We start from the raw sequence: 13,954 nt of genomic DNA on the forward strand, positions 1-13,954 counted from the left end.
ATGCGGCGCACGTCTCAATTCCTGCCCCACTCGGTGACACGCCATGATCGACCCGATGGCACGATCCTGCTCCGTTCAAATTACGAGATGGGTCCGGTTGTGGAAAAAACCGGTGACTGGTTGCATCATTGGGCGCAAGCAACGCCTGACGCCGTGTTCATTGCGGAACGCAGCGGCGCGGGGTGGCGCACCGAAAGCTACGGCGCGACGTTACAAAAGGTCCGCGCCATAGGGCAGGCCCTGCTGGCAAGGGGCATGGGGCAGGATACACCCATTCTGATCATGTCGGGAAACGGGGTCGATCACGCGCTGCTGAGCCTTGCAGCGCAATACATCGGCGTGCCCACGGTCCCGGTGGCCGAGCAATATTCGCTCGTCTCGGCGGCACATGGTCGGTTGCTGCAGGCGGTTGAATTGACCCGCCCCGCGATGGCCTATGTGGTTGATGCTGGCCGTTATGCCGAGGCACTCAGTTTGGATGCTTTGGCAAAAGTAGAGATCATCGCCAGCCAACCGGGGATGTCTTCCGCGACACCGTTCGACGCTCTGATCAAAGGCGATGCAGGCGTTGACGTAGACGCGGCTCATGCTTCTGTGACGCCCCAGACCGTTGCAAAAATTCTGATGACCTCGGGATCAACCTCAGTTCCCAAGGGGGTGCTGACCACCCATCGCATGATGTGTGCAAACCAAACGCAGCTCGCCGATGCGCTGCCTTTTCTGCGCGAACGCCCACCGCGCGTGATGGATTGGTTGCCATGGAACCACGTGTTTGGCGGTTCTCATAATTTCAACATGATGCTGGCGAATGGCGGCGCGCTTTATATTGACGATGGTAAGCCGGTCGAAGGCTTGTTTGATCGCACGATCCAGAACCTAGGCATGGTTGCGGGGACCCTATGCTTTAACGTTCCCTTGGGGTTTCAAATGCTCTTGAACGCACTCCAAAAAGACACAGGGTTGCGTCATAGATTTTTCGAAAACCTAGACCTGATTTTCTATGCGGGCGCGTCGTTGCCGCAGGACGTTTGGGAGGGGTTTGAGAATATGGCGATGGAAGTGAAAGGCGAGGTGCCCCTCATGACCTCGTCTTGGGGACTGACAGAAACCGCCCCTGCCCTGATGATCCAACAAGAGCCGACCGACCGGTCAGGTGTTGTTGGCGTGCCGGCCACGGGCGTCGTGGTGAAGCTGGTTCCGGACGACGAAATGCGATGCGAAGTCCGGGTCAAAGGCCCCAATGTGATGGAAGGCTACCTGAATGCCCCGGAAAAGACAGCGGAGGCATTTGACGCCGAAGGTTTCTTTATCACGGGCGACGCGATGCGGTTTGTGGACCCCGAGAACCCAAATAAAGGTCTCAAGTTCGATGGCCGGATGAGCGAAGATTTCAAACTGCTGACGGGTACTTGGGTGCGAGCAGGTCAGTTGCGGCTTGATATGCTTGCCCGCCTTGCCCCTTTGGCCGCTGATCTGGTGATAACGGGTGCGGATAAGGATCAGATCGGGCTGATGATCTTTCCCAACATCGCTGAGGTAAAGCGCGCTGGTTTTTCTGCCGTGCAGACAAATGGCGTGCTCTGTGACCCTAATCTGCGAAAAGAAATAGGCGACCGGTTGGTTGGAAACGCCACCGGATCGAGCAGCTCAACATATGTATCGCGCGCGATTGTGCTGAGCGATCCTGCCTCCATGGCGCTTGGCGAAATGACGGCCAAGGGCAATCTGAATTTCAGGACAATACTAACACGCCGCGCGGATCTGTTAACGCGGCTCTATGACAACAACGACCCTGCGGTCGCAAAAATCTAAGGAACGCCCTATGGTCGATCTTTCAAAAATCCGCGCCATCGACATTCACACCCACGCCGAAGAGCCTTGCGGCTGCCATGGAGACGACGGATATGACGATCTGCAATCCGCAATGGCCACGTACTTTCGCGCGCCCTGGGAACATCCGCCGACGATCCAAGACACCGCCGCGCATTACCGTGCGCAGAACATCGCGGCCGTGATCTTTCCCGTCGATAGCGAACGAGAAACGGGCTACCGGCGTTACAAAAACGAAGAGGTCGCCGCGTTGGCTGCCGAAAACGATGACGTGCTGATCCCTTTCGCCTCGATTGATCCATGGAAAGGCAAAATGGGCGTGCGCGAGGCCCGCCGCCTGATCAGAGATTTTGGCATAAAAGGGTTCAAATTTCACCCCACGATGCAGGGGTTTTACCCTAACGACCCGATGGCCTACCCCCTTTACGAAGCGATCGCCGAAGAGGGTGGGATTGCCCTGTTCCATACTGGTCAAACCGGTGTTGGTTCGGGGATGCCCGGTGGCAATGGGATGCGGCTGAAGTATTCCAATCCGATGTACATGGATGATGTCGCGGTGGATTTTCCTCAGATGAAAATCATCCTCGCGCACCCATCCTTTCCCTGGCAGGAAGAGGCCCTTGCGGTCGCACAGCACAAGCCAAACGTCTATATTGATCTGTCCGGTTGGTCGCCAAAGTACTTCCCTGAAATTCTTGTTCGCTACTGCAATTCGATCCTCAAAAAGAAAGTCCTGTTCGGTTCTGATTGGCCCATGATTACACCCGAACGCTGGCTCTCAGATTTTGAGAAGATCGCAATCAAGGACGAACTGCGCGACGACATCACCAAAGGCAACGCCGCACGTTTGCTAGGGCTGACGTAATTCTTGCACATGTGGAAATGCGTTTCATGCCGTGAAAGATATGCATGATGGCGGCCCCGGAAGCTACCGAACCACTGATCATACATCGCCACAAACCCTTTACAATAAGTAACTTGGGTGGAATATATAGATCACAACTGGTCACAGTTCAATTTAGTTAATCACAAAAAGTGAGTACGAAATTGATTAGAAAACTCACCGACAGCAAAGTCAAAACCGCCAAACCGGGAGATAAAGTTAAGCGCGTAGCAGACGGCAACGGCCTGACGCTGACCATCACGCCTAATGGAACAAAGACTTGGCATCTACGTTACCGTAGAGACGACAAGGCGACCATGGTTAGTCTGGGGAGGTATCCCGATGTCAGTCTGGCAATAGCGCGGGAAAAGGCGGATCAGATGCGCGCGGCGCGCGCTACTGGCGTTGATCCGGTTCGGGAGAAAGAGCGCCAGCGGCGGCAACTTGCCGTTGCTCCGGGCGAGACGTTTGAGGAGGTCGCGGCCGACTTCTTCGCTCAAAACGCACCGGGTTGGTCTGACGCCCATGCTGACCGGTTTCGCTTCAGGATTGAGAAGGATGTGAATCCGGCCATCGGCAACATGCGCGTCGGCGATATCCGCCCGACAGATGTCTTGTCTGTGGTGCGCAGTATCGAAGGCAGGGGAGCCGTTAATAGCGGCCGTCGGGTAAAAGGCATGATCGGACAGGTGATGCGCTACGCGGTCGCTCTGGGCCTCGCGCCATTCGATCCCAGCCGAGACATAGGCGCGGCACTCAAGCCATCACCGAAGGCCAAGCACCGAGCTGCTCTGATCCACCCTGAAGAAATCGCCAAGTTCATGCGGCGGCTGTACGCCTATAATGGAACATCGATTGTGCGGCCTGCGCTGGAAGTTCTGGTCCGGACATTCCAAAGGCCGGGAGAGGTTCGCTGCATGCGATGGGCTGACATCGATCTGGAAGATCGGATTTGGCGGGATGGCGTCACTAAGGTTGAGGGCGGGCACGCTGTGCCCTTGTCGCGGCAAGTTTTACGCATCTTGGAAGAGCAAAGGGGAATATCCGGGCACCGGGAATATGTTTGGTCCAATCCGTACAAGCCATTCAGCGACGTTATGTTTTCCAAATTTCTGCGGACCAACCTGACTTACGATCAGTCCGAGGTTTCGGCCCATGGTTTTCGCGCGACTGCTCGCACAGTTCTGGCTGAACGCTTGAAGTACGAGCCGCGCATCATTGAGCTGCAGCTATCCCATGCCGTGCCGGAAACTCATGGCGGGGCATATAACAGAGCGCTCTACATGGATCAGAGGTCAGAGATGATGCAGCATTATTCTGATTGGCTAGATCAGATCGCCTCTTGAACTGGTCATGACCGGGTATTACCAATCAGGTTGACTGTGAGAAACGTTTAGTGTCGCGTCGATGTATCGACCAGTAGGTCCGCGAAAGCGGTTTGAGGGGTGGCTCTCAGTAATCCGAATTCAGATGAAGTCTGGAATGAGCCAGATGGATCGCGTTCACGAAAGCCGAGGAAGCACGCCTTAATTTGGCGAGAATGCAGGTCCGGTGTCTGATCTTCCCCCGACACAGCGGCTAGGAGGGTCCCGAGAGGGGTCTGACTGGTTGCTGCCCTTCTCTCAAATCGAGGAGGGCTTTTTTTATGCCCCAACCATATCCGGCAGAAGAACTGCCAATGAGCGGGTGGTTTACCGCGAAAGAAATCGTGTCCCGTGTCGCAAATCCCGGCCCGTATCCCTTCACAAACACCGCATCAGAATGTGGCAGGCTCATCACAAAGAAGTGGATCTTGCACTCCTTGCCGCCAATCACACCAAGCGTCTCGCCAAAATCAACCTGCGCATGGCCCGGACGATGCGACAGCGGCACAAACACTTCCTTGGTCCGTCGCTTTTGCTCGCGCACGTAATACGTCACCGTCGTCTGACTGCCTGTATATTGGTGTTCGTCACGCAGAACCTCAAATATCCGTTTGGCTGTATGGCGCTGCTTTTTGATCAACGCTTTGTCTGTGCGCAGGATCTCATCAATAATCCCAACATAAGCATCAAGCGTTGGGCGACGGGGCTCCTCGGAACGCCGATAACCTGGGGGAAGTTCATGCCGCAGCATCTTCGCAATCGTCTTGCGATCTTTGTTGAAATACAGCGCCGCTGCACGCGCCGACATCCCATCCTTCAAACACGCTCGACGCACTCGACTATAAATATCCACAGAATACATCTCCCGCCCTCCGCTTAAACGAAGGGCTCAAAGTGGCGGGATTTTACTCCGCGACAACCGCATCTCGCAGCCGTTTCTGTGGTCCAATATTGCTCCGCCTTTTACAGTCCGGGCTTCCAGCCTTCAACGGTCGCCATTTCTTCTGCGGCATGCGCCTTCAGCACGCGGTAGGCCGTCGATTCAGATACAAAATACCGCTCTTGGTTTGTGAACGTCACCGCCAATTGGTCGAGGGATCGCATCTGTCAGCCCGTCTGGCATTGGCCAAGCCGGGCATCCCGCGGACCACATTTACAGTTGCCCAGTGCGATATCAAGGCACCGTTAAGGCCATCTTTGCGGCCGGCAACTGGCCGGAGTAAAATCATGGCCAAAAATCCAGCAAACCACTGTTTAAAAACAATAATTTGGCGACCCGGGGAGGATTCGAACCCCCGGCCAGATGCTTAGAAGGCAACTGCTCTATCCAGCTGAGCTACCGGGCCACGGGCATTCACTACCACCATGGCATTGGTGTTAAAAGTTAAAAAACAAAGTAAACAATTCGAAGTCATCAAGCCTTAACCTTTTCTTAACCGCCGGAAGGGGTCGGGTCTTATCCAGGCTGTCAGATAATTCGCATCTGTTCCCATCGCGCCCCTGAAAACCGAGCCAATCGTCTCGGTTTTCATTTCGCTCTGCGATGGCCAGCAAGGAACCCTCAACCCTTTGGGCTAGGTCTAGGGCTTTCTTCGTGACACCAGTTCTACGGCCAATCGTCAGCGTTTCGGTTTTTCCAACCATTAGGTAAGTTTACTGGGTCATATCCGGTGTTTAAGTTTACCCGCTCTAATACCGATTTCTGCGCTTCAATCTGTCAGCTATTCTGAGCATGGAGGCGACACCTGTGTATCCTGATCAAATATTCCTCGTCAACTTAGCAAGGCTATGCAGTATGCGCTGCGGTCCACCAATTTTCTTACCGCCCATCTTTCAGGCCTTTCCTCTTGCACCACCCGATAAATGGCTGCGAAATATTTGCGCCAGCAATTATCTCATTTTCCTCAATGCCGGTTCTGTCTTCAATTGTATTTTTGGCGAAGTTTATCTCAAAAAACGCACGGGACAAAATTGCCTGAACCAGACTGTACGTTCGGTGACAGTCTTGTTCCCAGTCCACTTCATGGTCTTCAATCGAGGAGGCGGCCTCAATCTGCGGGGTGCTGCTTTCCGAATCTTGCATTTTGCTGATAAACGCCTGCAAGCGACCGTTGTCTGCTGAGGCATTACTAAGTCGCAACTCGAGCTCAGTTACCTTGTGTCTTAATTTATTCAGTTCAGCTTCCGCTCTCGACATGTATCCAGACTTGCCACCTTGTTCATTGATGTATTTTATTATTAGTACTCGGTATGCTTTATTGCGTCTTATCGTAACATCTGTAAGTCCCGTTGCCTTGGCTATAGCTTGCGACAAAGCTGTAATGGATTCGAAGTTTGCGCGGGCCTCCTTTAACTTCGCGAGCTCCCCCTCAACTGAAGCTTTGTTTTTGGAAGTGATGGCATCCTGATATGCCTTTGCGTTTTTCGAACCTTTAGGAGCTGGCATTTACGAGCCTCACTTCTGGTTTCGTGTCAGCGATAAGAGTCCCGAATTCTTGTTCGAGTAGTTCTCCTGCTTCATCCCATGTCTTACCGAGAACTTTCAGGCGAGTCTTAATTAGGCTGTAAAGCGTCAAAATTTCCTCATTCTCATCAGCAAAAACCTCCTGTTCAGACATGGCCAGTTTCCTCACCAAGCGAGACGCCTGACGCTGTAGAACTTCATCGCTCAACGACGGATACATTTTCGCGTCGACAATTCGATCCACCAAAAACTGGGCTGGTTGCACCTGCCGGACCACGCGATTTAGTTGAAGTTTGATAATGTCTGGGCTACCTGCAACGATACCTTCGGACTTTTTCTCCTCGAACAGCCGGCGGAGAGTGACGCTTGCGTCCTGCCAGCCCACCAACTGGTAGCTGTCGGCCATGAGATTGCCATGGAGCGACCTCAGGCGAGCTCTATCCCTCCCTCCTCGCTTCTCCCTCACTAGAGAAGTACTCGTAGTCTGTATGCGGGCTATGAGTACCCTACACTTGGCCTCGATAGCTGGTAGGTGGTCTACGGACTTACAGGCCAATTTGCAGGTGCCGCAGCGCATAGGGCCCCCAGCGGCTAAAATGACATCATCTGGGCACATTTCTCCAGCCGGGCAAATGTGGGTCTCACGGAACACCAATTCTGACGCTTGGCTGGATTTGAGAAGTTCAATCCCCTTTGGATCTTCGTTGCCGTCCTCCGATTCATGCAGATCTCGCAGGCTGCTGATACCAAACCGATGTATCACTTCTTCTGCACTATGGTCCGGCGATGTGAGCTGCGACCGCAATTCGCTTATTGAGGATGAGGCATCCAATGGCGGCCTATCTTGATGTTCGAGCACATCAACGATCTTATCAAAACCTGGGACATCGTAATACGGCGTAGAAACTGGATCGCTGTGCCCGATAAGTTCGGCCAAAACGACGTATTTTGTTGAACCAGAACGCCGAGTGACAAAGCTTGCCCTCGCCGAGTGAGGAGTGTGAACAGGCGACCAGTTCAATCGGCAAACGGCACATCCGTCAGGCCCGTCCTTTCCTGTGTCGTCTTCTTTTGGCGGCTTCACTTTTATCAGAGGCTTAAAAGAAAAGCCACTTTCATGCAAAAAGCCCTGTAAACTAAGCAAAAGATCAACCCACACTCCCGAATAGCCCCCATCAGAAATTACCGAGCCATCCTCTTTGGCAAACAGCGGCACCAAAGGTTTGAATGGCGACAATGCGCGCCCTTCGTAGTCAGTAACAATTTCTGGTATTCCCTTTGACTGCCTATGGTCCTGTTGGCGCTTCAGCATCTCGGCCACACGAGATAGCACTGGAATGTCCTTCGTTATCCCCGTCTTGTCTGTATTGATATGAATGAGTTTAATAGGGTCTTCATCGCTATACTTGTCGCTATGTTTGGCCCAGCTGCTTTCGTCAAGCCATTGTGAAGATTGTCCACGCAGACCAGTTTCAAGTATAAATATCAAAAGTCGGAACGCGCTAAGGTTTATGCCGTTTGATGCCCTCTTGGCCCCAACGATTAAGCGCTGAGGTATTTGAAAAACCCTAAAGACATCATCTTGATAGCTAATGTTGAACTCGGTATCGAGATCGCGAAGGTCAACCATGTGATCGGATGCTTGATTGGTGAAATTGCAAACTTTTCTTGCAATTTCGGGATGGGCCTCAAGATACATACCAATCCGCTCTACCTCTTGGACATAAAGGAACACGAGGGGATAGACCTCCTCTGTAAATGGGATCTTTGTAGTCCCAGTTGGTCGCGGGACGAACGGGAAATCCTTCCTGTGAAGTGGGCACTTGAATCCCGGCCCTGCGATATCTGTAAAATCTTGCGTTGCCAGATTCAATTCAACCCACTGAAAGAAATCGTAGATAGCGTATAGATTGGCTTTCTGGCTGGATTTCGCCAGGCCGCGTTTTTTGAGATATTCTAGATAGGTAGGGAAAGGCCTTTGTAGAAGCGTTTGGCTAACAAACGGGTATCGGGTAAATTTTCTCGGAGACACCGGCATATCGATAGGCTCTGAAGTGTGCATCTCAAATATTGGGAGCATTATCGCGATGTAGTCGGCAAGAACATGTAAGGCCGGTCTTCTCCTTTCATTGGCAGAACGTCCAGTCTGCTCCCGGTGGATGATGTAATCAGCGAATAACTTATCCCAAAGTTGGACAGTGGTTACTGCGGGTGCAAATCCATCAACTTCTAATTGCGGGAGGAGATAGAAGTAGCTCTGATCAGATCTCCTTCGAGGAGTAATGAAGGCATTCAGCTCTTCCGGCCCTGAGCTCGTGTTACGAGCAGAGTTAAAGGCGTCCTTCTTTGCAACATTGTATTCATTTACGTCATGGTTGATGTATCCGCGTTCTGCAAATATCTTCACGGTTCTCTCAACTGAAGAAGGATTTCCTTTCCTATTTTTATTATAGTCAGACATGAAAACGTGCAGTTGTGCGGCTTCGATACCCTTTATATCTGAAAAGTTGATCCAATCTGTGCAGTATATCCAACTCAGCGAGTATTGCGTCAGCCACTGCTGGATATGTTTTCCAAATTTCTTAACTTCTATGGATTCTGACACGTAGTTCGCTAATGTTCTGAGTACCAGAGACGGGCTTTCTTGCCTCATTTTTGGAGTTATGGCCTTCTCCATTTTGAATAGAATTGGTAAAGTGACATCCCGCTCGCACCAAGAAAAGTACAGAACCATGCGGCAAAATTTTCGAATATGGTTCCGGCTCGAGCTTTTTTCAGTGAATGAGAAGTAATTGCAAGATAGTGCTATTTTATCATCTACACGTGCGTTTCGGGTTGCAATTTCGCAAAAAGACCTCACGATAGTTTGCGGATCATCTCTGTTTGTCACTGAACTGGAGATGACCTCAGCTAGTCTCAGCTTTCTTTTCTGATCTCGACTGGGGAAATCTCCGACCTCCCGCTTAAGGGATGCGAATGTCGCATTCATATGGTGACGGAGTCTCTTGATAGTCAAACTATCTGAGATACTAGGCTTGTCCGATAAGTTAATCATTGCCACTCAGCCTCGCAGACCAAATATCATTCAGCCGTTTTGCCTGGTTGGAATGTTTTTCGGCCATCCACTTTACCAGCTGGTCAACTTCTGGTCCTTCATTCATAGCTTGCATATTCATGAATATAATCTTGGCATCGAGTGCATGCTTGTCCCGCCGCGCATATTTCATTGTCGTTTCGAGCTTCTCATGGCCCATCAGCCTTTGTACATCGACCGGCTCTAAGCCATATTTGTTGTTTCCGACGGGGACGTAGTTGAGCATAAAAGTGCCGTAAAAGTGCCGAAGGGAATGTGGAGTAAGCTCGCTTAAACCCAGTTTGGTTTCTGGTGTTCTTTTCTGAAGGCGTAGACATGCGCGATTAAAAGATTGCACTCTACTCTTGTCACTCACAGAAACATACGGCTTCTGGTCACCCTTTATTGACTGAAAAACGAGCGTTTCATTAGGGTGGGGCATATACTCAGTCCTGATATAGCGTTCCAATGCCTTGAAAAACCGGTCTCGCAAGATTGGAATGAAATAGGTTTCGCTTACGGCTCGCCCCTTCCACCTTGCAATATACTCATCAGGCATTTGACTGGCGAAACGTCGGTTATGTGGATCTTCTACGACTACGGTTCTGCGAGTAAAGTCAATTTGATCCATTTCCATTAGGATTGCCTCGTGTGGTCGCATGCCTGTTCCTGCTTGCAATGCCCACAATGCTTCGTCTCTCGCGCAAGTAGCGCAATCGAGAAAGGGGAGAATATGCTCTGCTGGAAAATCTTTGTCTCGGTTATTACTCGCGTCCTTGCCTCTCACTGTTAGGACTTTTCCAGCAGCTTTGGTTGGGTGATGGTTCATAACATTGACCAACATGCTGCTTTGGCAAATTCTCTTTATCTCAGCGCTGGACCTTTGCCGTGTCGAAACTTGGAAAATTTGTTGTGGCGCATTGCCTGCTACTCCGGTCTCCCAGTCTTCGATTTGCTGCATGTGCAATGCGTGATTGTCACTTCCAAGTAGGAATTTATTGATGGCCGCTGCATGGTTCTTGGCGGATGATTTTGTGAGCTTCGTCTGCCCCAGTATTTTGCGTGAGATAATGTCAAACTCGTTGCGAGCATTTGCCCCGGCCAGCCTGGCAGGCAAATATGCTTCGACAGCAGGCAGGATTTCGGACTGACGGCAAGGGTAACCAAACACCTTCGCTTCGGTCAAGAAGTCCAGGAACGCTGCAATATGATTTGAATATGTCTCAACAGTTTTGGCATGGAGGCCTTCTTGGACAAGGCTATCCACGAAGAGGTCAAATGCATGAACTGAATCACCTGCGTTGTCGATCAGCGAGAACGCCTTTATGCGACCAGTTGACCGGTTCAAGCGAGTAAAGTTCTTCATCTATTCCACCATTGAAGCCTAGTGGACGATGATAGTTATAAATGTGTATTAGTAAATATCTAAAAAGTACGTCGATAAATCGTTATAAAACAAATACGTAACAAACATCTGAGGACTGTTAATGCGTTCTGCGAGACTGGTTAACATAAGAACCCTCAACCTCGGACTTAGAAGGTCCTTGCTCTATCCAGTTGAGCTACGGAGCCGCGTGAAAACGGTTCGGAAAACCGTTCTCATGGGGTGTCTACCTGCCATGGTTCCTGAAATCAAAAGCAATTTTAGCCCTTGGCCCATCGATTTGGCGGTCCTTGCCAAAAACCGGTCGAGCGAGTGGTCCGAGATCTTGTCGACAGGGCTACGTGCAAGCGCCTAGCACGGCTAAACTGCATGCAAGAATCAACCCGTCAGCAGCGCCTTTTGAACTGCATCATCCCAACCTAGATAATACGTATCCCCGTCGCGGATCACGGGGCGGGCCATGACTTTGGGCTTTGCAGATATCTGCGCCTCAGCCTCCGAATTTTTCAACCAGTCATTCAGAGCGCGGTAGTCATTCGATGTTCGATCCACCAACCGATCCCCAAATTCCACAATCAGATCAGCCAGTTCCGCCTCGCTCAAAGGGTCTGATCGGATATCTCGAAAAGTGATATCTTTGCGTTCTGCCTCCAGCGCTTTTTGGGCTTTTTGGCAAATCGAACAGGTACTCAATCCATAAATAATGATGTCGCAACTTCCTTTGGCGTTGGCCCCTAACTTCACCGCTTGGGCCCTCTAACGCAAGCCATTGGATGGGGGGTTTCCTAGGGGCCGGTCCGAAACCTGTCGCCCTACAGATCCTTAACGAGGCGCAGCGCATCATAGATCGCAGCATGCGTATTTCGGGCCGAGACCGCGTCACCGATACGGAACAATTGAAAGGTCCCCTCTTTGTTGCGTGTGACAGTCTGCGGGGTGCCCGCGATCAATGCATTATGATCCACAGCGCCACCATTTGAGCTGTGGGGCTTGAGATCAAAGTAAAGCGCGTCCAACGGCAGAGTGCCGTAGTTTACAACGACCTGATCGTAGTCTTTTGTATCAAAATGATCGCTGTAATCCGTGCCGATGGTGGCTGTCAGTTTGTTGCCATTGCGCTCAACCTCCAACAGGCGGCGAGTCACAGTAAAGGTCACATCCTTGTCCTGCAAAGACCGCATGTAGGGGACCAAATTCATCGCCATAATGTCAGGGGAAAACGTGCGGTCCGGGGTCATAATCTCGACCGTTGATCCAGCGGCCGCTGCGATTTCCGCCGCTTGCAGGGCAGGATGATCGCCGCTTTCATCATAGATCAGGATATTTTGTGCAGGCTTCACATCTCCCGCGATGATGTCCCACGACGAAACGACATGCGCCGCTTCTTTGCCGGTCTCATACAACTCCATATTTGGCATCCCCCCTGTCGCGACGATCACCACGTCGGGGTTCAGGTCCGTCACGTCCGCGGCTTCGGCCCACGTGTTAAAGTAAAAGACCACATCGCGCGCGGCGCATTGGGACATTCGCCAATCAATGATTGAAATCATCTCGCGGCGGCGCGGACTTTGGGCGGTTAAACGGACCTGTCCACCGGGATTTGGTTGCGCCTCAAACACAACAACATCATGGCCACGCTCAGCAGCAATACGCGCGGCTTCCAACCCAGCAGGCCCAGCCCCGATCACAACGATTTTGCGCTTTGTTTCAGCAGGCTGGATTACGTGGGGCATCGTCAATTCGCGCCCAGTTGCCGCGTTATGAATGCATAGTGCCTCGCCCGCTTGATAGATGCGATCAAGACAATAGGTCGCCCCAACGCAAGGGCGGATATCATCTTCGCGACCTTGCATGATCTTTTGAACGATGTGCGGATCAGCCATATGCGCGCGCGTCATACCCACCATATCCAACAAGCCAGCATCAACCGCGTGACGTGCGGTTGCTACATCTGGAATCCTGGCGGCATGAAAAGTTGGCATCCCAGTTAGCTTTTTTACCTGCCCAGCAAAAGACAGATGCGGGGCACTGGCCATGCCTTGCACAGGGATCATATCAGTCATCGCTGGGTCTGTATGGATGCGTCCCCGATTGACATTAAGAAAGTCGAGTAGGCCTGTTGCCGACAGCTTTTTAGCAATCTCCAACCCATCTGCCGCAGTAATGCCGCCCTTCTGCACTTCATCCGCTGTAAAACGGAATCCCACGATAAACTCGGGACCAACCCGTTTACGGACTGCGGCGAGGACATCCAAAGGGAACCGCATGCGGTTTTCAAGCGTGTCTGCACCGTATGGGCCCACCAGATCATTGGTCAGCGGTGACCAGAATTGATCCAGCAAGTGGCCATTAACCAGCAATTCAATGCCATCCATGCCGCCAGCTTTCATGCGTTCGGCCGCATCTGCAAAGTCGTTGATGATCCGGTCAATATCCCAGTCTTCGATCAATTTTGGGAACGCGCGATGTGAAGGCTCGCGGTGTTTAGATGAGGACACAGAAGGCAGCCAATCTCCCTTGTTCCAAGTGGTACGTCGCCCAAGATGGGTCAACTGGATCATGACGGCGCACCCGTGCTCGTGACACCCATCAGTTAGGTTTTGAATCCATGGCACCACTTCGTCTTTGTAGGCCAGAATATTGTTGAAAACGGGCGGGCTGTCTTTGGACACCGCTGCTGATCCCGCTGTCATGCTCAGCGCTACGCCGGCTTTGGCGCGCTCTTCATGGTACGCGCGGTAGCGTTCCTTGGGCATCCCGTCCTCTGGATATGCAGGTTCATGACTGGTCGTCATAATTCGGTTTTTCAACGTCAGGTGCTTTAGTTGAAAGGGCTGCAACAGCGGATCTTTGGTCATCAGGGTCATCTCGCGATCAGAGGCTTAGGCTGGAGTGCCATTTCTTGCCGGTATCTTGACACATGTGTCATGTTCCAAGGATGCTGCATAATTGACAT

10 protein-coding genes and 1 tRNA gene are annotated in these 13,954 nt (G+C 51.7%); 3 read left to right on the forward strand and 8 right to left on the reverse strand.

Going from position 1 to position 13,954, the window contains the following annotated elements; all coding sequences use genetic code 11:
- The 3 genes from C1J03_RS19970 to C1J03_RS19980 all read left to right on the forward strand — a co-directional run bounded on the left by C1J03_RS19970 (window position 1) and on the right by C1J03_RS19980 (window position 4,059).
- The gene (locus tag C1J03_RS19970; protein WP_114888178.1) at window positions 1-1,812 is read left to right on the forward strand and encodes a feruloyl-CoA synthase; all 1,812 of its coding nucleotides are present in this window, start codon (window positions 1-3) and stop codon (window positions 1,810-1,812) included.
- Window positions 1,813-1,822: 10 nt separating this feature from the next.
- Entirely contained in the window at window positions 1,823-2,695 is an 873-nt protein-coding gene (locus tag C1J03_RS19975; RefSeq protein WP_114888179.1) for an amidohydrolase family protein, read from the forward strand.
- Between the two features lie 182 nt (window positions 2,696-2,877).
- A complete protein-coding gene (locus C1J03_RS19980; RefSeq protein ID WP_162798618.1) occupies window positions 2,878-4,059 on the forward strand; it encodes a tyrosine-type recombinase/integrase in 1,182 nt (393 codons plus the stop codon).
- A 232-nt stretch (window positions 4,060-4,291) separates the two neighbouring features.
- Here C1J03_RS19980 and C1J03_RS19985 read toward each other — a convergent pair whose 3' ends face one another.
- From C1J03_RS19985 to C1J03_RS20020, 8 genes are all read right to left on the reverse strand, one after another.
- Window positions 4,292-4,885: a hypothetical protein gene (locus C1J03_RS19985; protein WP_216825875.1), complete on the reverse strand. Its 594-nt coding sequence runs from the start codon at window positions 4,883-4,885 to the stop codon at window positions 4,292-4,294.
- 155 nt (window positions 4,886-5,040) lie between these two features.
- Window positions 5,041-5,181, reverse strand: coding sequence for a hypothetical protein (locus tag C1J03_RS25475; RefSeq protein ID WP_162798619.1), 141 nt, complete (start codon window positions 5,179-5,181; stop codon window positions 5,041-5,043).
- A gap of 165 nt (window positions 5,182-5,346) precedes the next feature.
- Window positions 5,347-5,423: transfer RNA gene (locus C1J03_RS19990), tRNA-Arg, on the reverse strand.
- A gap of 473 nt (window positions 5,424-5,896) precedes the next feature.
- Window positions 5,897-6,523, reverse strand: a complete 627-nt coding sequence (locus C1J03_RS20000; RefSeq protein ID WP_114888182.1) for a hypothetical protein — start codon at window positions 6,521-6,523, stop codon at window positions 5,897-5,899.
- Window positions 6,510-9,146 (reverse strand): hypothetical protein, encoded by a 2,637-nt coding sequence (locus C1J03_RS20005; protein ID WP_162798620.1) that lies wholly within the window; start codon window positions 9,144-9,146, stop codon window positions 6,510-6,512. The genes C1J03_RS20000 and C1J03_RS20005 overlap by 14 nt, the downstream gene beginning before the upstream one ends.
- 442 nt (window positions 9,147-9,588) lie before the next feature.
- On the reverse strand, window positions 9,589-10,980 hold the full coding sequence (locus tag C1J03_RS20010; RefSeq protein ID WP_114888184.1) for a tyrosine-type recombinase/integrase: 1,392 nt from the start codon (window positions 10,978-10,980) through the stop codon (window positions 9,589-9,591).
- 396 nt (window positions 10,981-11,376) lie between these two features.
- Window positions 11,377-11,706 carry an arsenate reductase family protein gene (locus C1J03_RS20015; protein WP_114889105.1) on the reverse strand — a complete coding sequence of 110 codons (330 nt, stop codon included), beginning with the start codon at window positions 11,704-11,706 and terminating at the stop codon, window positions 11,377-11,379.
- Window positions 11,707-11,810: 104 nt separating this feature from the next.
- A complete protein-coding gene (locus tag C1J03_RS20020) occupies window positions 11,811-13,856 on the reverse strand; it encodes an NADH:flavin oxidoreductase (RefSeq protein WP_114889106.1) in 2,046 nt (681 codons plus the stop codon).
- Window positions 13,857-13,954 lie beyond the last annotated feature (98 nt).

Source organism: Sulfitobacter sp. SK012 (genome assembly GCF_003352085.1).
GTDB lineage: Bacteria > Pseudomonadota > Alphaproteobacteria > Rhodobacterales > Rhodobacteraceae > Sulfitobacter.